Annotated in this window: 19 protein-coding genes; 11 read left to right on the forward strand and 8 right to left on the reverse strand. The window is 43.7% G+C overall.

Features of this window, described 5'->3' with window-relative positions:
• Positions 1-70 precede the first annotated feature (70 nt).
• Entirely contained in the window at positions 71-730 is a 660-nt protein-coding gene (gene adk / locus FTU69_RS01190; RefSeq protein WP_005179287.1) for an adenylate kinase, read from the forward strand.
• An 88-nt stretch (positions 731-818) separates the two neighbouring features.
• Positions 819-1,025 carry a hypothetical protein gene (locus FTU69_RS01195; RefSeq protein ID WP_104487352.1) on the forward strand — a complete coding sequence of 69 codons (207 nt, stop codon included), beginning with the start codon at positions 819-821 and terminating at the stop codon, positions 1,023-1,025.
• A 94-nt stretch (positions 1,026-1,119) separates the two neighbouring features.
• Here FTU69_RS01195 and nth read toward each other — a convergent pair whose 3' ends face one another.
• Positions 1,120-1,830: an endonuclease III gene (gene nth, locus FTU69_RS01200; RefSeq protein ID WP_180103368.1), complete on the reverse strand. Its 711-nt coding sequence runs from the start codon at positions 1,828-1,830 to the stop codon at positions 1,120-1,122.
• Between the two features lie 3 nt (positions 1,831-1,833).
• The gene (locus FTU69_RS01205) at positions 1,834-2,631 is read right to left on the reverse strand and encodes an RnfABCDGE type electron transport complex subunit B (protein ID WP_180103369.1); all 798 of its coding nucleotides are present in this window, start codon (positions 2,629-2,631) and stop codon (positions 1,834-1,836) included.
• A gap of 341 nt (positions 2,632-2,972) precedes the next feature.
• On the opposite strand from FTU69_RS01205, the gene gdhA reads away from it, so the two are divergent.
• Entirely contained in the window at positions 2,973-4,316 is a 1,344-nt protein-coding gene (gene gdhA / locus FTU69_RS01210) for an NADP-specific glutamate dehydrogenase (protein WP_005179279.1), read from the forward strand.
• Positions 4,317-4,395: 79 nt separating this feature from the next.
• Here the strand turns inward: gdhA and FTU69_RS01215 are convergent, their stop codons facing one another.
• From FTU69_RS01215 to rlmH, 3 genes are all read right to left on the reverse strand, one after another.
• Positions 4,396-5,157: an META and DUF4377 domain-containing protein gene (locus FTU69_RS01215; RefSeq protein ID WP_168397555.1), complete on the reverse strand. Its 762-nt coding sequence runs from the start codon at positions 5,155-5,157 to the stop codon at positions 4,396-4,398.
• A gap of 155 nt (positions 5,158-5,312) precedes the next feature.
• Positions 5,313-6,089 (reverse strand): dioxygenase, encoded by a 777-nt coding sequence (locus tag FTU69_RS01220; RefSeq protein WP_180103370.1) that lies wholly within the window; start codon positions 6,087-6,089, stop codon positions 5,313-5,315.
• Between the two features lie 112 nt (positions 6,090-6,201).
• Complete coding sequence (rlmH, locus tag FTU69_RS01225) at positions 6,202-6,684, reverse strand: 23S rRNA (pseudouridine(1915)-N(3))-methyltransferase RlmH (protein WP_005179274.1); 483 nt, start codon at positions 6,682-6,684, stop codon at positions 6,202-6,204.
• Positions 6,685-6,836: 152 nt separating this feature from the next.
• On the opposite strand from rlmH, the gene FTU69_RS01230 reads away from it, so the two are divergent.
• A complete protein-coding gene (locus FTU69_RS01230; protein WP_180103371.1) occupies positions 6,837-7,799 on the forward strand; it encodes a M28 family peptidase in 963 nt (320 codons plus the stop codon).
• A gap of 236 nt (positions 7,800-8,035) precedes the next feature.
• On the opposite strand, the gene lon is transcribed toward FTU69_RS01230, so the two are convergent.
• Positions 8,036-10,462, reverse strand: coding sequence for an endopeptidase La (gene lon / locus FTU69_RS01235; protein WP_016659256.1), 2,427 nt, complete (start codon positions 10,460-10,462; stop codon positions 8,036-8,038).
• A gap of 126 nt (positions 10,463-10,588) precedes the next feature.
• Positions 10,589-11,197, reverse strand: a complete 609-nt coding sequence (locus tag FTU69_RS01240; RefSeq protein WP_168384622.1) for a 5-formyltetrahydrofolate cyclo-ligase — start codon at positions 11,195-11,197, stop codon at positions 10,589-10,591.
• A gap of 274 nt (positions 11,198-11,471) precedes the next feature.
• Here FTU69_RS01240 and FTU69_RS01245 point away from each other — a divergent pair, with 274 nt between their 5' ends.
• From FTU69_RS01245 to FTU69_RS01275, 7 genes are all read left to right on the forward strand, one after another.
• Complete coding sequence (locus FTU69_RS01245; protein WP_180103372.1) at positions 11,472-12,722, forward strand: YncE family protein; 1,251 nt, start codon at positions 11,472-11,474, stop codon at positions 12,720-12,722.
• A gap of 97 nt (positions 12,723-12,819) precedes the next feature.
• Positions 12,820-13,311, forward strand: coding sequence for a hypothetical protein (locus tag FTU69_RS01250; RefSeq protein WP_228278776.1), 492 nt, complete (start codon positions 12,820-12,822; stop codon positions 13,309-13,311).
• A 529-nt stretch (positions 13,312-13,840) separates the two neighbouring features.
• The gene (lldP, locus tag FTU69_RS01255) at positions 13,841-15,511 is read left to right on the forward strand and encodes an L-lactate permease (protein WP_180103373.1); all 1,671 of its coding nucleotides are present in this window, start codon (positions 13,841-13,843) and stop codon (positions 15,509-15,511) included.
• Positions 15,512-15,535: 24 nt separating this feature from the next.
• Complete coding sequence (gene lldR, locus FTU69_RS01260) at positions 15,536-16,285, forward strand: transcriptional regulator LldR (RefSeq protein WP_005179260.1); 750 nt, start codon at positions 15,536-15,538, stop codon at positions 16,283-16,285.
• On the forward strand, positions 16,282-17,436 hold the full coding sequence (gene lldD, locus FTU69_RS01265) for an FMN-dependent L-lactate dehydrogenase LldD (protein ID WP_180103374.1): 1,155 nt from the start codon (positions 16,282-16,284) through the stop codon (positions 17,434-17,436). The genes lldR and lldD overlap by 4 nt, the downstream gene beginning before the upstream one ends.
• Positions 17,437-17,526: 90 nt before the next feature.
• Positions 17,527-19,242: a D-lactate dehydrogenase gene (dld, locus tag FTU69_RS01270; protein ID WP_180103375.1), complete on the forward strand. Its 1,716-nt coding sequence runs from the start codon at positions 17,527-17,529 to the stop codon at positions 19,240-19,242.
• 48 nt (positions 19,243-19,290) lie between these two features.
• A complete protein-coding gene (locus tag FTU69_RS01275; protein WP_168384602.1) occupies positions 19,291-20,190 on the forward strand; it encodes a LysR family transcriptional regulator in 900 nt (299 codons plus the stop codon).
• 271 nt (positions 20,191-20,461) lie between these two features.
• Here the strand turns inward: FTU69_RS01275 and FTU69_RS14910 are convergent, their stop codons facing one another.
• Positions 20,462-20,740: a hypothetical protein gene (locus tag FTU69_RS14910; protein ID WP_373685072.1), complete on the reverse strand. Its 279-nt coding sequence runs from the start codon at positions 20,738-20,740 to the stop codon at positions 20,462-20,464.
• Positions 20,741-21,445 lie beyond the last annotated feature (705 nt).

Below are 21,445 nucleotides of genomic sequence, written 5' to 3' on the forward strand. Positions count from 1 at the left end.
CAGCATGTCGAACCTGAGTTCGTCATGAACAAAGTGTCATGTACATTGTTAAAAATGAGGATGTTTTTTTATGCGCATTATCTTACTCGGACCACCTGGAGCAGGTAAAGGTACACAAGCTCAGTTGATCTGTAAGCGCTACAATATCCCACAAATTTCAACCGGTGATATGCTCCGTGCTGCGATTCGTGAAGGTACTGAATTAGGTCTACAGGCTAAAAACGTAATGGAAAGCGGTGGTCTGGTTTCAGATGAATTGATCATCGGTTTAGTGAAAGAGCGTATTGCTCAACCTGATTGTGCCAATGGCTGCATTTTTGATGGTTTCCCGCGTACTATTCCACAAGCGGAAGCGCTGGAAAAAGAAGGTATCAACATTGATCACGTGATTGAAATTGATGTACCGGACGAAGAAATCGTACAGCGTCTGTCTGGTCGCCGTCAGCACCCGGCTTCTGGTCGTGTTTATCACATCGTTTACAATCCGCCAAAAGTGGAAGGTAAAGATGATGAAACGGGTGAAGATCTGGTACAACGTCCAGATGACCAGGAAGAAACCATTCGTAAGCGTTTAGCGTCTTACCACACTGAAACTGAGCAGCTGGTTGGTTTCTACCAAGGCCGCGCAGCGACAGGTGAAAATGCACCGACGTATGACAAACTTAACGGTCTGCGTCCAATTGAAGACGTACAAGCGGATCTGTTCGCAATTTTAGATCAGGCAAAATAATCACCCGCTGATTGTTTTGACTTTAAGGGAGTCCTCGGTCATAGTAGGGCTCCTTTTTTATTTGCGTGCGTATAAGGAAACTGCCTCGGTGAAAATTGGTGTGTTAATTTTAATGGTGCTGTTCCTGGCCATGTTGGTGGGTCTGTTTTATATCAGCTATAAAATGCTGCTGAAAGTGCGTCAGGAAGAACGTGCTGAAAATGCCAACCAGCCACAGCAACGTCAATTGCATCCTAAATTGCAGGCGCAATTAGAGCAGCAGAAAAAAGCGCAAGATAAAGACGCACAAGACTAAGCGGCTTTTGGTCGCCCGGCTTAGGTCAGCATTATTGAATGATCTACCTCGAATATGCAGCGCAGGTCATCTTCAAGTATAAAAAAAGCTGAATTCAGGATTCAGCTTCAATATTTTTGACTGCAATCTGGCGCGCAGCTCCAAACTCAAACCGGTCTGGCCAGTTACAGACATCGGCCACTACACATTCATGACATTTAGGCTTGCGGGCAATGCAACAATAGCGGCCATGCAGAATTAGCCAGTGATGTGCATCAACGATAAATTCTTTCGGAATCACTTTCACCAGACGGTGTTCCACTTCCAGCACATTTTTACCCACGGCTAAACCGGTCCGGTTGCCGACACGGAAAATATGGGTATCAACTGCCATGGTCGGTTGACCAAACGCTGTGTTCAGCACCACATTGGCTGTTTTACGCCCCACACCCGGCAAGGCTTCCAGATCGGCCCGATTTTCCGGTACCTGGCTGTTATGCTTTTCAATCAGGATTTTACAGGCCTTAATCACATTTTCCGCTTTGGAATTATATAGGCCAATGGTCTTGATATAGTCCTTTAGCCCATCAACCCCCAGTGCATAAATCGCTTCCGGAGTATTCGCTACTGGAAATAACTTATCTGTGGCTTTGTTCACGCTGACGTCGGTGGCCTGCGCCGATAAGGTCACTGCCACCAGTAATTCAAACGGTGAGGAGAAATTCAGTTCGGTGGTTGGATGCGGCCGTTGTTCACGCAAGCGCTCAAAAAAGGTATAGACCTGCTTTCGGGTCAAGTTTTTTACCGGTTTGATTGCGCTGCTCATGAATTAGGCCTCTCCCTGTAAGTGCTGTAATTGTTGCTGAAGCTGCGCCAGTTGCGCGCGCTTGTTGGCGTCTTCACGCACATTCAGCTGTTTTTCTAATTTTTTGATCTGGGTTCTGAGCTTGGCCAGCTCAATGGTGGTTTTGGCATCGTGGGTGACAGCCGGATGATCGGCTTTTTCAACCATCTGGATTTCCGGTACGGCATCGGTCTGCTGCGAGAACTGGGCAAACAGCGCGGTATCAATTTCAGCACGCACCACGGGCCCTTTACGGTGCAGGCGGCGCAGCTCTTCACGCTGAATGTGCGCATAATAGCGCTGGCGTAAATCCTTCTGCTCGCTCATCCGTTCCGCGTCTGTGGGTACGGGTTTGACATCTTCAACCAGATCAATACAGTCCACCGGGCAGGGTGGAATACACAGTTCACAGCCGGTACACAGGTCGGTCAGAATGCTGTGCATCAGTTTGCCGGAACCTAAAATGGCATCGACCGGGCAGGCATTAATACATTTGGTACAGCCAATACATTCATCTTCACGAATCACCGCTTTCATACGCTGCGGACGGCCATCGGACTGAATGGGCCAGACACTGGCTTCGGCAGTTAAGCGTTCTCTGCCTAGCAGTTTGGCCAGCGCATCGGCAACCGGTTGACCGCCCGGTACACATTTATTGGCGGCTTCACCTTCGGCAATCGACTTTGCATAGGGTAAACATCCATCCCGATGTCCACATAAACCGCATTGGGTTTGAGGAAGCAAGGCATCAATATTCTGGATGAGAGCAATTTGCGAATTCATGTAAAAACCACGGCTGCGAAGGGCGCAGAGAAAGCGAACAATAAACCTGAGCCGCAGATTCTAGCATGTTTTCAAGCATTAAGCTTGTGTACAAAGTTGGACCATAATCTGCTTTATTTTTGGGCAAAATGGCCAATTTTAAATACATATTTGCTTACAAAAAATGGAATAATTTTTCAATTTTGATCAATCTAATTTATTGAAAATATGGATTAAATAAAGTTTTTTGAAAAAAACTATTGTAGATTGTTAACAAAAGATATTTAATATTTTGCGCCAAAATAAATCATTGATTGAAATTTTGCCCAATTTTGATCCAACATTCTGCTGAGGATTAAGCGTTGAAATATAACAGCCTTAACGATTTCCTAGATTACGTTAAAACACGTGATGCCTATCAACCAGAGTTTCTACAAGCAGTAGAAGAGGTGATGACCAGCCTGTGGCCATTCATTGAAAAGAATCCTCAATACGCTGCACATGGTCTGTTAGAGCGTTTAGTCGAGCCAGAACGTGCGATCCAGTTCCGCGTTTCCTGGGTAGATGATCAGGGTCAAACTCATGTGAACCGTGCGTTCCGTGTTCAATACAACTCGGCAATTGGTCCATTCAAAGGTGGTATGCGTTTTCACCCGTCAGTGAACCTGTCTATCCTGAAATTCTTAGGTTTTGAACAGACTTTCAAAAATGCCTTAACTACTTTGCCAATGGGCGGCGGTAAAGGCGGTTCAGACTTTGACCCTAAAGGTAAATCTGAAGGCGAAATCATGCGTTTCTGCCAGGCGTTAATGATCGAGCTTTATCGTCATTTAGGTTCAGACACAGATATCCCGGCGGGTGATATTGGTGTAGGTGGCCGTGAAGTTGGCTATATGGCCGGTATGATGAAAAAGCTGAGCAATGACACTTCATGTGTGTTCACGGGCAAAGGCTTAACATTTGGTGGTTCTTTGGCACGTCCAGAAGCAACAGGTTACGGTACAGTTTATTTCGCTGAGGAAATGCTGAAAACTCGTGGCGACAGCTTCAAAGACAAAGTCGTAGCAATCTCTGGTTCAGGTAACGTCGCGCAATACGCTGCTGAAAAAGCCATGTTCCTGGGCGCGAAAGTGGTTTCACTGTCTGACTCTAACGGTACTGTGTATGTGAAAGATGGTTTCACAGACGAATTGCTGAAAGAAGTGATGGATCTGAAAAACATCAAACGTGGCCGTATCTCTGAATTTGCGTCTAAACACGGTTTTGAATACTTGGAAGGCAAACGTCCTTGGGGTATCAAGTGTGACATCGCGCTGCCATGTGCAACTCAAAACGAGTTAAACGGTGAAGATGCTGAGGTATTACTGGCTAACGGTGCAATCTGTGTGGCTGAAGGTGCCAACATGCCGTCTACTTTAGACGCAGTTGAGAAATTCGTTGAGGCGAAAATTCTGTATGCACCAGGTAAAGCATCAAATGCTGGTGGTGTAGCGACTTCTGGTCTGGAAATGTCTCAAAACGCATTACGTTTGGGCTGGACGTTTGAAGAAGTAGATGAGCGTTTACACGCAATCATGAAAGAAATTCACCGTAACTGCGTGAAATACGGTACTCAGGAAGATGGTACTGTTAACTACGTAGACGGCGCAAACATTGCAGGCTTCGTAAAAGTTGCTGATGCAATGCTGGCTCAAGGCGTATACTAAGTTTTAACTGCGTATAAGCTGAAAAAAACCGAGGCACTGACCTCGGTTTTTTTATGGGTTATTTTTTTAAGATCTGCTGTTAATTGATCCGGCCAGTTTCAACCGTCATATCGTGTACATAGGCATATTTGGATTGATCAGCCGCCGGGTTTTTCAGTTCATAACGCTTGACCCTAATAATCTGGCGTTCATTCGGATTGTGCTGAAAGCCTTCAATTTGGTCATAGAATAAAGTCCAGTCCTGATCAACTTGGGTTTTCAGACCCTGTTCATTGTATTTGACTTCGCGTACCTGCAAGCAGGTTTGTGGAGCAACGCCGGTACAGGCTTTGGTTTCCGGGGAAATTTCCAGGAAGATGGTTTCACCGGCCGACTGGTATTTGGTTTCCGGCGTCATTTTGCCCTGAAAAGTATGTTGCTGGCCATCTGCAGCGGTCAAGATCAAGCTCGGTTGCTGTGTATCTTTCATGTCCAGCTGCACGCTGACAGGTTTCTGGAACAGGGCAGCGGCAAAACGTTCCTGCTGCATGGCGCTGGCTTCACAGGCCATTTCGGTACTGATTAACATACCGACCTGCAACTGGTTGTTGTTAATCTGCCAGTTACCGCCCATCTGGTTACAGCTGGTGCCAATACTTAAACGGCCATTGTCATTAAAATTCAGGGTCAAGGGTTTGGCTGTGCCGGTATCTAAAGACCATTGGTAAGCGCTGACAATCTTATCGGTATTTTGTTGTTGTAATACAGACACTGCAAGATCTCCCGCACGTTGCAGATCACTACTCTGGCAAGCGGCCAAGCTTAAAGGGAAAAGTAAAATAGCTAAATATTTGAGTTTCATTTTATAAATAAAGCACTTATCGGAAATTCATCAGAATATAACCGATTTGCTATTTAAAAAAATGGATACATTTGCCCCTTTCCGGTTGCAAAATGTATCCATAAATAATTTTTTGTTAATAAATAATAAAAAGTTATGTTTGGTCGCGCTAGATTTTAGTCAAAACGGTAAATATCCATACCCAGTGCACCCATGGTAAAACTGCTATGCACAATACTAAAACGATAACCGGTGCCCATGCTAAAAAACAGGGGGGCCAGATGTTCGATGGTTGGATGGTTGCGATTGACATACGGAATGGTCGGCCAGTCCAGTACCGCATCATAGTCCTGATGCGCCAGTTTGCTGACCACATAATTACGGAAGGTCGAAGCCCATTCTGGCACCGCGCTGTGCTGGTTGTCCCAAGATAACTCTCTTAAATTATGGGTAATACTGCCTGAACCAATCAGCAGAATTTGGCGTTCACGTAACACCGCCAAGGTCTGGCCAATCTTGTACAGATCTGCAGCTTGCAGATGCATCGGCAACGACACTTCAATTACCGGAATGTCGGCTTCAGGATACATATGCAGCAATGGCATCCATACCCCATGATCGCGCGGGCGGGTGCTGTTGGCATGCGCATTAAAACCGGCATTGGCCAGTAGCTGTAATATTTCTTCGGCCAGTTCCGGTTGTCCTGGCGCCGGATAGCGAATCTGGTACAGCTCTTCCGGGAAGCCGCGGAAATCATGCCAAGTTTCTGGACGAATACCGGTGTTGACTTCAAGACTGCGACTTTCCCAATGCGCCGACATCACCACAATCGCCTGCGGTTTCGGCAGATTGGTGCTTAAACGGGCAAGTGCCGGCCCGACCTGTTCAGGATTGAGCGCGAGCATAGGCGAACCATGCGATATAAATAAGCCGGGAAGGGTCTGTAAATTCATAATGAAAGCCTATGTCACGATTCTGGTCCTATCATGTCAAAGCGACATGCTTTATTAAACCGGGTCGGGTTCAACAGAATGTTCTAAATACGAAACAATGGGTAGGGTTTTCTTAACCCGCCCGATGATAAGGATGATTATGGTTAATGCTCATGGCCCGGTACAGCTGTTCAATCAGCATCACTCGCACCAGTGGATGCGGCAGGGTCAGTTTGGATAAGGACCAGTGCCATGCTGCAGCTTTACGCACTGCTTCCGAATGACCATCCGGGCCGCCAATGGCCAGGGCAATATCATTGCCTTCCAGCATCCAGCCTTTCATGGTTTCAGCCAGTTTTTCGGTGCTGAATTCACGCCCACCCACTTCCAGTGCAATCAGGGTTTCATTGGCTTTCAGGGCATTTAAGATGCTATCACCTTCAATCTGCCGGTATTTTAAAATATCGGCTTCTGAATCATTTTTGCCACGTTTGGCCATCGGCAATTCAATAATCTGGGTTTGTACAAAAGGCTGTATACGTTTGAAATAATCTTCAAAACCAGTCAGTACCCAAGCCGGCATTTTTTGACCAATGGTCAGAATACGGATTTTCATAATAAAACAGGCAAGAAAATGAAAAGTAATTATAACCTTGAAAGCCGCTTGTGCAGGAGAAAAGACACAATTTGAAATTGTAATCTGTATGCTGCTGTTGCTTTAATGAGCCACAGGACAATAAAACCTGCTTTTGTATGGAACAATAATAAATGTGGTTATTTCAACAGATTAAAAACGGTTTAGGGATATTGGGTTGTACTTTGCTGCTGGGCTGGATGCAGCCGCTATCCGCCGCCATTTCATTATATGAACCGGCCGATCCACAAAACTTGAAAGTCTATTTGCAGCAGATTATCGGGCCGCCGGGTGTGTACCGCAATCATAAAAATATTGAAGAATTGAACCGGGTTTCGGCCTGGATTAAAGAGCAGATGCGTTTATTCGGCATTCCATGCCAGTACCAGACTTATCCGGTCAATGGAAAAAGTTATCGCAATGTGGTCTGTCATTTAAAGGTGGGCCGTTCAGATCGGGTGATTTTAGGTGCGCATTATGATGTGCATGGCAACCAGAAGGGCGCCGATGACAATGCTTCCGGTGTGGCCGGATTAATTGAAATAGCGCGTATCTTAAGCCAGGAAAAAACCAAGCTGCCGCATAATGTCGAGTTTGTTTTTTATACCCTGCAAGAAGCACCGTATTATCAGACCGAGTTTATGGGCAGTCAGGTACATGCCAAATCTATTCTGGCCGAAAAAGAGCATATTCAGGCAGTCTATGTGCTGGAAATGATTGGCTACTATGATTCGCGTTTAATCCAGCAGTATCCGATGGGGTTAAAATGGATTTATCCAAGTCATGGCAATTATATTGCCGCGATCAGTAATTTTCAGTCCAATGCGCTGGGTGAGCAATACTGTCAGCAGATGCGCCTGTTAGATAAATTGCAGTGTGAACGGCTGGTGATGCCGGCGTTTGTCAGTGCAGCCGGGTTTTCGGATCATCGCAGTTATTGGCAGCATGATATTCCAGCACTGCTGATTACCGATACTTCGCATTATCGTAATCCGAATTATCATACCGAAAAGGATACGCTGGATACTTTAAATGTCACCAAAATGGGCCAGGTGATTGATGGGCTGATTCATCAACTGCTCGGGGTGACGCCATAAGCGGCCATAAAAAACGCAGCCCTGAAATAGAGTAGGACTGCGGTCAAACAGGCCATTCATCTGGAGTTTGAATGGCCATACGATGAGCAGGAATAAAAAAAGAAACTTACAGCAATATGCTCTGTATTATTATAGATGGAGATGAACGGAAATTTTTCAAGTGGAACATTTCATCACCCGAAAACAACAAAAGAGAGCGGAAGCTCTCTTTTGTGGAGAAGATATGAAGGCACCACTTAGTGACGTGCAGCCTTACCCTCTTCTACCGGTTTTACAATCGGTGCTTTCACCAGCGGTTTTGGCATTGAGGTTAATGCCAGCGGTAAAATCTCATCAATGGATTTCACTGCTTTAATTTCCAGACCGTCTTTGACGTTATCCGGAATTTCCGCCAGGTCACGGACGTTTTCCTGTGGAATAAATACCAGTTTAATACCACCACGGTGTGCGGCTAACAGTTTCTCTTTCAAGCCACCAATGCGCATAGCACGACCACGCAAGCTGGTTTCACCGGTCATGGCAATATCCGGACGGATTGGAATACCGGTAAAGGCCGACACCAGCGCGGTAGTCAGCGCCAGACCTGCCGATGGACCATCTTTTGGTGTAGCACCTTCAGGTAAATGCACGTGTACATCAGTTTCAGCAAAGACTGAAGACTCAATGCCTAAAGAGTCGGCACGGGTACGCACCACAGTCATGGCTGCTTTAATCGACTCCTGCATGACATCACCGAGTGAACCGGTGGTAATGAAAGTGCCTTTGCCTTTCATGGTCGCCACTTCAATGGTCAGTAATTCACCGCCCACAGAGGTCCAGGCCAAACCATTTACGCGACCCACTTCTGCTTCTTCTTCCGCCATGCCGAAGTCGAATTTGTGTGGACCCAAGTAGTCTGGCAAGTTGCCCGCGTTGACCTCAACCTGCAGGTTTTTGGCTTTTTTGCTGACCGCTTCTTTGACCACTTTACGTGCAATTTTAGAGACTTCACGTTCCAGGCTACGTACACCGGCTTCACGGGTATAACGACGTACGATGTCACGAATTGCTTCTTCATGTACGGTCAGTTCTTTGCCACGTAAACCGTTATTCTTGATGGCTTTTGGCACCAGATAGCGATCGGCGATATTCACTTTTTCTTCTTCGGTATAACCCGGAAGACGAATCACTTCCATACGGTCCAGAAGCGCTTCGGGAATATTCATGCTGTTGGCAGTACAGATAAACATCACTTCAGACAGGTCCAGGTCCAGATCTAAATAGTGATCATTGAACTTGTTGTTCTGTGATGGATCGAGTACTTCCAGCATCGCCGAGGCAGGATCGCCACGGTAATCTTGTGCCATCTTGTCAATTTCGTCGAGCAGGAACAGCGGGTTCTTGACGCCAACCTTGGTTAAAGACTGTACAATTTTACCTGGCATCGCGCCAATATAGGTACGACGGTGACCACGGATTTCCGCTTCATCACGTACGCCGCCCAGCGCCATACGTACAAATTCACGGCCAGTGGCTTTAGCAATTGATTCACCCAAAGAGGTTTTACCAACACCCGGAGGACCTACCAGACACAGAATAGGACCACGCAGTTTTTTCACGCGTGATTGAACAGCCAGATATTCCACAATGCGTTCTTTGACTTCGTCCAGACCATAATGATCGGCATCCAGAATTTCCTGCGCTTTATTCAGGTTGATGCTGACTTTGCTGGCCTTGTTCCACGGCGTATCCAGAATCACTTCAAGATAGTTGCGGACCACCGCCGCTTCACTTGATGCCGGTTGCATGGCTTTTAACTTGCGCAGTTCAGACTCGGCTTTTTTACGCACGTGTTCCGGTAAATCGGCTTCGGCCAAACGTTTTTCAATTTCCGCAACGTCATCTTCCGCACCGCCATTCATATCGGAAAGTTCGCGCTGAATGACTTTCATTTTTTCATTTAGGAAGTATTCGCGCTGGTTTTTTTCCATCTGGCGTTTGACAGAATCATGCAGGGTTTGCTCAATCTGCTGTTCTTCAGACTGTTGCAGCAAATAGGTCATGAGTTCCTGTAAATGTGCTTCAAACTCATCGTGTTCCAGGAATTTCTGTTTCACTTCGATATTCAGTGGAACGCGGGTCGCCACGAAAAACAGCAATTGCAGCAGGTCATCAATTTTGTTGACCGCGGCAATCAGTTCACGTGCATTCCGTAATTTTGCTTCGGCATATTGTGCAAACAGGGCACGCAATTCGAGCACACGTGTGGCCTGAACCTCACTGTCTACCGCAACTGTCATTGGGCTTAACTGATGTTCTGCTTTTAGATGGTCCTCTTCTTCGATAATTTCGACCAGCTTCGAGCGATGCAGACCTTCAATCAGGACTTTGATGCAGTTCTCATCATTTTCGTGATTCACAACTTGCACAATCTTCGCGACAGTACCGTATTGATATAAATTGTCGTGATCAATTTCTTCTGTAAGCGAATCTTTTTGCGCAACTACAAATACTAGATTGTCACTGTTACGAGCCACATCAACTGCATTGATCGATTTTTCACGACCTACAAATAGCGCAATTTGCATGTGCGGATAAACCACCACGTCACGTAGCGCTAAAAGCGGTAATACACTTGGAACCTGAGGCTCTAAGGTTTGTTCATTCATAATAATTTCAGACATGGGCACTCCTAATGAGTGACAACGGTGTTGCCATGTTTTTTATAGTGATGGGTAATTTAAAAATTACAAGGGCCGAAGTCTATAAATTGTTGGAAATTTAGCTAAGTTAATGATTTTAATTTATTGTTAATGATTATAAATCGCAAACTTGCGCTTAAAAGAATACTGGAAATGTGGACTGATCAGGGCATCTAACGGCTGATCCCAGGCTTCACGCGCCAAAGGGACATCCACAATCTGGAAATCATGACACAGGCCGACCCGCAGCGGTGTGGTCGGGGCGCTGGCCAGCGTTTTATCATAATAGCCGCCGCCCATCCCAATCCGGGTGCCGCGTCGGTCACAGGCCAGTAAAGGCATCAAGAGCAGATCAAGTTCGGACACATGTCGGCCACGACTGGCCATCGGTTCCTGCATACCCAAACGATGGTGAGCAAAGCGTTTATGGCGATATTGACCCTGCTGAATACGCACCCAGACCAGCCGGTCATTCATATTACAGATCATTGGTAAATACACCTGTTTACCTTGGGCAAAACAGAGTTCAATGATTTTAGTGGTATGAATTTCACCAAAGGCATGTAAATACACGCCAATTTTCTGAGCCTGTCGATACGCCGGCCAGGCGCGTAACCGCTGCAATACCTGCTGTTCAGTCTGACGCTGCTGAAAGCGGTTTAACTGGCGGCGTTGTTTGCGCAGCTGTTTACGGAGCTGGATCAGGTCGTGGGTCACAGAACAGGGCATAAAAGCAAGTGGTGCCCGCAGTTTAATCCTTTCTGCACAACTTGCAAAGGGCACACGGCTGCTACGGATTTGCACTAATAAGATGTATTGCAAAAACCGGAGCTTATTGATGCTCAATTTGCAAGATCAGATGGACTTCCGTCGGATTTTACAGCAAGCGGATAGATTTCTAGGGCCTGTTGTCTTTATGCTGATGCAGTGTTGAGACGTGAGTATGACAAGAACAAATTAAAAATGAACACATGGTTAGGAAAACAATAACATGGACTATAAAAATACCCTGCGTAAATATCTGCTGCCGGCCGTTTGTGCTGTCACGGCACTCAGCGCTAGCGTTGCTCAGGCAGCCTCTACAGAAATGCCTGCACCGGCCAATTCCAAACAGGTTTTCTTTGTGGGCAATAACTGGGATGGAACGGTCACAGTGATTCGTCCTTCCGGTGATTTTGGCAAGATTGGGGTGGTGAATATGATTCCGGACCGCAAAGAACGCTTATTAGAAATTCATTTAAATCCAGTGAAATTAATTGCCTACACTTACATTCAACAAACTGCAGGTGAGGGCAATGACCAGTTGGTGGATGATATGTATTCCACCCCAGATGGACAATCCATTGTAGCTTCACGTCCAAGTTTTGCCGATGTGGTATCCATCAACATTAAAACGGGCAAAATTAATTGGCGTACGCCAGTCGAAGGTTTCCGTGCAGACCACATGGCGGTTTCACCAGATGGGCAGCGTGTGGCCGTATCTGCATCTTCAGGTAATGTGGTGCATGTCTTGGACATTCATACCGGGAAAGAGCTGGGCCGTTTTGCAACGGGCGATAAGCCACATGAAAATATCTATTTTGCTAATGGCAGTAAAATTCTGAACTCGGCAATTGGCAATGTGGAAACTTCCATGGATGCTCAATGGCAGGATTTCACCAAGGGCAAACGCTATATTACCATCGCCGATGCCAATACCTATAAGGTGCTGAAAAAAATTGATTTCCGACCTGCTTTAGATGCCTTTGGACGTAAAGATTTATCCAATTCAGTACGTCCTATGGTGTTAAGTAAAGATGAAAGCAAACTTTATGCACAGGTTTCATTTTTTAATGGTTTGGTGGAATATGACTTAAAAACCGATAAAGTCACCCGTATTGGACAATTACCGGGCAGCAGTACAATTCCAAAAGACCGCAGCAAATGGGTAAATGATTCACGTCATCATGGTTTATCCATTAGTGCCGATGGCGAAAAACTCTGTGTGGCAGGTACGATGGATGATTACGCGACCATTGTAGACCGTCAGAGTTTAAAAGCTGGCAAACTGATTCCTGCAGGTAAACCATATTGGGCAACCCGTAGTCCAGATGGAAAAAGCTGTGTGATTTCAGAAAGTGAAACCGATGTGGTCACGGTGATTGACTTCGCTACAGGAGAAAAAGTCCGCAGTGTGCCAGTAGGGAATCACCCACAGCGAGTACGTTTGGGTTATGCACCAAGCGATTGGTCGACGCCGTAATTTTTAAGCCGATCATAACAGGCAAAACATACTAAAGCGCTCAAGACGATATTTGAAATGAGCGCATTTTAGAATGGTTTACCTATGGAGCATGCACATGAAAGGGACTCGATGGCTCGGTATTGGCTTTTTTGTTTTGGCTGTCGCGGTGTTGTTTACCGTGGTGTATATGTTTCAACCGCCGAATAAGACTGTTTCGGAAACAGTATGGGTGAAACCGAACGCAGCTTCCACAGAGATAGAAACAACGCAAAGTCTATTTTCAGATGAATCTGAAAATGTAATTGAAACAAACGCTATGCTAGAGCGTGCTGCGGTATCTGCAGTTGAAATGCAGCAATTAATCCAGCAACGTGATCAGTTGTATTTAGGCTTTGAGCAAATTAGTACAGGGTTAAGCCAAGGGCAAAAACCTGATTTAAACCGTGTACAAAGTATGTTGCTACAGCAGGAACAATTGGTACAAGCAGGCGTATTAAGAGCAGAAGATGCAATGAACTATAGCCAGTTCTTAAAGCAAATTTTACCTGAAATTGCAGGGCAAATTGATTTGCATATTTCGCGTTTAAAACGTCTAAACGTGGGGTGACAGGCTAAGCCCACAGATAAGCTTATGATCTGCTGTTATAAATACACGATAATGCCATTGTTGCAGTCAACAATGGCGTTATTTTTTTGTCTAAAATATTCTTTAACCAACATGTTTTCTAAACCGAATAGCGGCCACTTGAGCTGAATTTATCTACGATTCATTTTATCAAGCGTTCAATTCATCTTAGAAGAAAGCACACTGATTCCATTGTATTGGACTAAAGTTGTATAAAGCTGTGCGAAATAAATTTGGTTTTTCCCTCCTTTTAAAAACTACAGAAAAAACAAAGTTTAAATTTTTCTTCACCGCATTTTTTATGCTGCAAACATAGATCATCTTAATTTAAATTGGTATGACCATTTAAATAAATAATCAGACCAATATTGACATTTATTTGTATAAAACTATTATTTGTTGCAAATATTGAGGGTATTTTGATTTTTATTTCAATATTGGTCAGACCAAAATTAGAATTTTACCTCTACGCTTAGACCTATGTTTACGTTTGAGTGAGCATTTCAAGGAGATGACAATGCTTCAACATTGGCAACAGATCTATGATCCAATGGCAAATATTTGGATTTCGAGTCTTATTGCATCAATCCCGATTATTTTTTTCTTTTTGGCACTAGCTGTATTTCGCTTAAAGGGAAGTGTTGCGGGAACAATTACGGTGATTTTGGCGTTATTAGTGTCTTTATTTGCCTATGGCATGCCTGCACCAATGGCTTTTGCTTCATTGATCTATGGATTTTTCTACGGTTTGTGGCCAATCGCATGGATTATTATTGGCGCATTATTTTTATATAAAATCTCTGTAAAAACAGGGCAATTTAACATTATTCGCTCATCTATTCTTTCGATTACAGAAGATCAGCGTCTTCAGATGCTATTAGTCGGCTTCGCGTTTGGGACATTTTTAGAAGGTGCAGCGGGCTTTGGGGCGCCAGTGGCAATTACTGCAGCTTTATTGGTGGGCTTGGGCTTTAAGCCTTTATACGCTGCGGGTTTATGTCTGATTGTGAACACCGCACCTGTTGCGTTTGGCGCAATGGGGATTCCAATTATTGTGGCGGGTCAGGTTTCGGGTGTAGAAACCATGGAAATTAGCCAGATGGTTGGACGTCAGTTGCCATTTATGGTGCCTATTGTGCTGTTCTGGATCATGGCAATTATGGATGGCTGGCGTGGTGTGAAAGAAACTTGGCCTGCGGTATTGGTGGGTGGTGGTGCTTTTGCAATTGCACAATACCTGACCTCTAACTTTGTTGGACCAGAGTTGCCAGATATTACTGCTGCAATTGCATCGTTGGTGAGCTTAACAGTACTGTTTAAATTCTGGCAGCCAAAACACATTTTCCGTTTTAGCGATGCAGACACAAAAGTGGATGCCAACTTAGTTGCAGAACAACAGCAAAAATACAGCATCGGGCAGATTGTCAAAGCATGGTCACCCTTTGCAATTTTAACGGTGATGGTTACGATTTGGAGCATCAAACCGTTCAAAGATTTATTTGCTAAAGATGGTGCAATGCATGATTGGGTCATTTCCATCAAGGTGCCATTTTTACATCAACTGGTACAAAAAATGCCGCCTGTGGTGGCAGACGTCAAAGACTACGATGCCATCTTTAAGTTTGACTGGCTGAGTGCCACGGGTACTGCAATTATGATTGCGGCTTTCATCACCATCATTTATTTAAAAATGAAACCACGTGAAGCTGTCAAAACCTTTGCAGAAACCATCAATGAATTAAAAACACCGATTTTTTCCATTGGTATGGTGCTGGCCTTTGCTTTTATCGCCAATTATTCAGGTATGTCTGCGACCTTGGCATTGGCTTTGGCTCATACAGGTAATGCATTTACTTTCTTCTCGCCATTTTTAGGCTGGATTGGAGTATTCCTGACTGGTTCAGACACATCAGCCAATGCGTTATTCGCAGCCTTACAAGCCACAACTGCACAGCAAATTGGTGTGCCAGAAGTGTTACTTGTTGCTGCCAATACCAGTGGTGGTGTTACAGGCAAAATGATTTCGCCGCAATCGATTGCAATTGCCTGTGCGGCAGTCGGTTTAGTCGGTAAAGAATCGGATTTATTCCGCTTTACCGTGAAACACAGTATCACGTTCACCGTAATGATCGGTATTATTATCACTCTACAAGCTTATGTGTTCCCATGGATGATTCCATAACCACATGCACAAGAGGATAGCCGCATGAAAGTTTCCGACAAAGTTGTTCAAGACCTGCGCACACTGGTTGAAAAAAATCAGATGCAAGTCGGAGACCGATTGCCTGCCGAAAGAAAGTTGTGTGAACAACTCGGGGTTTCCCGTTCCTCTTTGCGTGAGGCTATTCAGCAATTGACCAGTCAGGGCATGCTGGTCAGCAAAGTTGGAGCGGGTACTTTTTTGCAACAGCTGCCAACCAATTGGTCGCAATATCAAATTGTGCAGCCTTTAAGTAACCTGATTGATGAAGACCCTGCTTATCGTTTTGATGTGCAGGAAGCACGAATGGTGCTTGAAGGTGGTACGGCATGGTATGCCGCACAGCGGGCAACCGCTGAGGATTTGAAAAAAATCCGTGCTTGTTATGAGCAAATCGCCCATTTTCAAATTTTGGGTGATGATGATCAGGCGGCAATTGCCGATGCCAAGTTTCATTTGGCAATTGCCGAGGCATCGCACAATTTGGTGCTCATTCAAATGATGCGCGGCTTATTTGATTTGTTGCAATACAACGTAGTTTTGGGCAGACGTAAAGTTTATACCGAAGCCCACCGTTTCGATCAGTTGCATGATCAGCATTTTCAAGTGATGGATGCAATTGAACGTCAGGATCCAGAAGCTGCCCGTGCGGCAGTGTGTGGACATATTGAATTTGTAGTTCAACAAGTACGCATGATAGACGAGGAAGATGCGCGTCGTCAGCGTGCGAGTCGATTAAACAGGATAGCGCCATGATTATTTCTTCTGCGAATGATTACCGCGAAGCAGCTAAACGCCGTTTACCGCCATTTTTATTTCACTATATAGATGGAGGTGCGTATGCGGAACAAACGCTAAAAAGAAATGTAGAAGACCTTTCACAAATTGCCTTGCGCCAACGTGTATTAAATGACATGTCGGCTTTAAGTTTAGAAACCACGTTATTTAATGAAACTTTGTCGATGCCTGTGGCTTTGGCGCCAGTCGGTTTAACAGGCATGTACGCGCGCCGTGGTGAAGTACAGGCTGCAGTTGCGGCTGATAAAAAAGGTATTCCGTTTACTTTATCCACTGTGTCGGTGTGTCCAATTGAAGAAGTGGTACCTGCCATTTCTCGCCCAATGTGGTTTCAGCTCTATGTGTTACGTGACCGTGGCTTTATGCGCAATGCTTTGGAACGTGCCAAAGCAGCTGGCTGTTCAACATTGGTTTTTACAGTAGATATGCCTGTGCCTGGCGCACGTTATCGTGATGCACATTCGGGCATGAGTGGGCCAAATGCTGCTATGCGCCGCTATATGCAGGCAGTGATGCATCCAAACTGGGCATGGGACGTTGGCTTACTTGGTCGTCCGCATGACTTGGGCAATATCTCTAAATACTTAGGCAAACCAACAGGACTTGAAGATTATATTGGTTGGTTAGGCAATAACTTTGACCCATCTATTTCATGGAAAGACTTGGAGTGGATTCGTGAATTCTGGGATGGCCCAATGGTCATTAAAGGCATTTTAGACCCAGAAGATGCTAAGGATGCTGTTCGTTTTGGGGCTGACGGAATTGTGGTGTCTAACCACGGTGGCCGTCAGTTAGATGGTGTGCTCTCGACTGCACGTGCTTTACCATCAATTGCTGATGCAGTGAAAGGGGATCTAAAAATTTTAGTGGATTCAGGTATTCGTAATGGCCTAGATGTGGTGCGCATGTTGGCGATGGGTGCGGATACTTGTATGCTCGGACGTGCCTTTATTTATGCACTAGGTGCAGCAGGTGGGGCGGGTGTGAGTAATTTACTCGAATTGATTGATAAAGAAATGCGAGTCGCAATGACCTTAACGGGTGCTAAAAACATTCAAGCGATTAACTCAGATTGCTTGGTACAACTTGAGCGTGAACTGAAAGGCTAAATTGCCAACAGGAGCGATCAATCCATCAACCGATGCATTTGGCTGAATCGCTTAATTGTATTTTTCACCTTGTTTCAGGACTTGTACACTATGCCACAGACAATTTCTTCTGCAACACAATTTGATGCTGCAGCAACCCTCAAAAACTTGGTCGATATTGTGGGGAAATCCAATGTATTGACCCATGAGTTGGATACCCGCTTATATCGTCAAGGGCGACGTTTTGGTGAGGGGAAGGTTTTTGCTGTAGTCACGCCAGGTTCGCTGTTGCAGCAGTGGCAAGTGTTGCAAGTGGCAGTGGTGGCAGACTGTATCATTATTATGCAGGCCGCCAATACAGGACTTACCGGTGGTTCGACCCCTTTTGGTGATGATTATGACCGTCCTGTTATTCTGATTAATACTCAGCGTTTAAAAGGCATTCAGCTGATTAATGATGCCAAGCAAGTGATTTGTTTACCCGGTGCAACATTGGATGCATTGGAGCAGCAATTGGCACCACATCAACGTGAGCCACATTCGGTGATTGGTTCATCTTGTATTGGCGCTTCAGTTTTGGGTGGAATATGCAACAATTCAGGGGGCGCTTTGGTTAGACGAGGTCCTGCCTATACCGAGTTGGCCTTATACGCTCAAGTTAATGCTGCTGGCGAGTTGGTACTGATTAATCATTTAGGGGTAAATTTAGGGACTAATCCAGAAGAAATTCTGACCCGATTGGAACAGCAACAATATACCGCAGAAGATATTGAATACTCAGAACACTGCTGTGCATCAGATCAGCGTTATGTGCATGATGTTGCACAAGTTGATGCCGATACCCCTGCACGTTTTAATGCTGATCCAAGCCGTTTGTTTGAAGCATCGGGTTCTGCAGGAAAAGTTCGTGTGTTTGCCGTGCGCTTGGATACTTTTGAAAAAATCCCTAGTCAGGTGTTTTATATCGGGAGCAATCAGCAGGATGATTTAACCGCAATCCGCCGTTTTTTATTGCGTGGTTTGCCGCGTATACCGATTGCAGGCGAGTATATTCATCGAGATGCCTATGACATTGGTGCAGAATACGGCAAAGACAGTTTCTTGTTTATTGAGAAATTTGGCACCAGTAAAGTACCTGCCGCATTTGCCATGAAAGACAAAGTCGATGGTTATCTGACCCGTTGGGGCATGCGTGGCTTGTCAGATAAAATTTTGCAAATGTTCACGAAACTGTTGCCAAATCATTTACCTGAACGCATGAACCAATTTCGTGATTTGTATGAACATCATTTAATTTTGCGCATTGAGCAGCAAGATGTTCCGGCAGTACAGCAGTTTTTAATGGATTATTTTATCACGCGCAATTCCGGCAGTTATTTTCTATGTAATGAAGATGAAGGTCGCAAGGCTTTTTTGCATCGCTTTGCAGTGGCAGGTGCTGCAATCCGTTATCGTGATACACATCGAAATGAAGTGGAAGACATTGTTGCTTTAGATATTGCGTTAAGACGTAATGATCAGCAATGGGTTGAAACTTTGCCCGAAGAGTTGGAGCAGGCGATTATACATAAGTTGTATTATGGTCATTTTTTATGTCATGTCTTTCATCAGGACTATATTATTAAAAAAGGTCTAGACCCATTGGCAATGGAACATCAAATGTGGTCATTGCTAGATGCACGTGGGGCAGAGTATCCTGCAGAACATAATGTTGGGCATTTATATGTGGCGAAGCCTGCCCTGAAGCAGCATTATCAAAAATTGGACCCGACCAATTGTTTTAATGTGGGCATTGGACATAGCTCAAAATTAAAAGGTTGGCGTTAAATAGGGATGAAAACTGAGCAGTGAAACTGATTCTAAGGATAGATGGATATGTTTAAGTTAGATAGCAGACTGCTACAGATTTTTTATTATGTGTATAAATTAAAAAATGTGTCTGCTGCCGCAGATGCGTTGGGCATGAGTCAGCCTGCGGTTAGTAACTGTTTAAATAAGATTCGTCAGCATTTTAATGACCCATTATTTTTAAGGGTGGGCAATGAAATGTTGCCAACAGAGTTGGCGAAACAGATTTTTTCACCGATTAGTGAAATTCTTAATAAAATTGAAACGGTTAATAACTTTAAAGTCGATTTTGATCCGACCCATTCCGATCAATTATTTACCTTGGCAATGACCGATGTTTCGCATTTGGTTCTATTGCCAAAGCTGACAAAGTTTTTAAAAGAATATGCGCCTTCGGTACGGATTAAAATTCGTCCTATTACCCGTGAAACCAGTTATCAAATGGCAAATGGTGAAATTGATTTTGCGATTGGATTTTTACCTGAATTAGAACAGGGTTTTTATCAGCAGCAATTATTTTTACAATATTATGTGGTGATTAGTCGTAAAGATCATCCACGTATTTGTGAAAAAAGTTTAGATGTTGAAGCTTATATTCGTGAATCGCATGTCGATGTGGATACCAGTATAGGTCACTACCATATTGAAAATGAATTAAGCAATCGCGGTTTAAGACGTAATATTTTAATGAGTATTCCAAGTTATTTGGGCGTTGGGTTAATTGTGCAAGAAACCGATATGATTGCGACAGTACCTTATTATTTAAGTGAGGTATTGTTGGCACGTGGGAATTTACAAGTAGTAAGTGCGCCGTTGAATTTTCCAACTTATCCTGTACGACAGTATTGGCATACGTCTTGTCATCACCAAACCTGTCATCAGTGGTTAAGAAAAGTGATTTTTGATTTGTTTAGCCAGCATCCTTAATTAATTGTGTTTAAATTTTTTTAAAGTTGTTTTTAAATCATCATTCACTAATTCCCCCATCTTTAAATGAAAAGACTAGGTTAATCGGATGAGTGATTTTTATTTATGATGGGCTTTGTTGCATAAATATGTAAGCATCTGATTTAAATAAATTTAATTTTGGATCAAAAAATAATCAAAACTTTTAAAATCATATAGTTATGAAATCTTTGTGCAACAAAGCCTTTATGATGCAATAAAATTGAATTTCTGACCACGATTTAGATTGCAGCTATACATTTTCATTTTTCGATATAAATGTCTCAACATTCGCCTGTATCAGCACTACGAATACACTGACTATCGAGATACCATTTTGGTTACTTTGTCCATTAAAGTTATAAGCAATAACTTCAGCACCATCATGTTTCTGTTTTCCTGCTACATCTAGACATTTGTCTTGCACGCTAATGTTTTGATCAGGATGGAAAATAAAATGCGGATGAGTAGCATCATGACAATGCGAAGTCTGAAAGCTACGTTGATTTCTATAACTAAAATCGACGCAGATACCATTTTAGGTTTTAATTTTGAATTTTTTGTTACTATGTTTTAGTAGGATAAGACCAAGATATTGGCACATAAAGGTTTGTTGAGCAACGCGTTCTACAGGTGTGCTGAGTAGAGTTTGAGGTGGCTTTGTTGCATAAATATGTAAGCATCTGATTTAAATAAATTTAATTTTGGATCAAAAAATAATCAAAACTTTTAAAATCATATAGTTATGAAATCTTTGTGCAACAAAGCCGTTTGAGGTTGAGTTATGATCATGGGAATCTGCCCTGATGCTAATGCGTCCACAACAAGAAAGACTAATAAAAAATGAGCAACCGCTTAAATTAAAATAGTGATTAAATAGACCTCTTGCGAAAGTATAGTTTTATCTAATTTTTGAATTGGCTAAAACCTTATAAAATATAGCTTTTTACTGCTTAAAATTTGACTAACGCAAGAAGTCTAATATATGAAAAAAACCTATTTATTAAGTGGTTATATAAATTTTAAGCATGAAAAGATATTTATTTTTTGTAATTTTAGGAGTAATTGACCCTAAAAATTTATCGAATAGACACGGTTTTTAGCAAAAAAATAAGTACGAAAAAACTCAAGTTGTCATTATTTGTTATTAGTCGGTGCATTCTGAGGAAGTGTATGCTAGAAATTGTATTTAGAGGATATATTTCTGATTTAGGTGGTGGTCAGCAACAAACGAACT

The sequence above is a fragment of the Acinetobacter sp. YH12134 genome, from assembly GCF_013418555.1.
GTDB classification, from domain to species: domain Bacteria; phylum Pseudomonadota; class Gammaproteobacteria; order Pseudomonadales; family Moraxellaceae; genus Acinetobacter; species Acinetobacter indicus.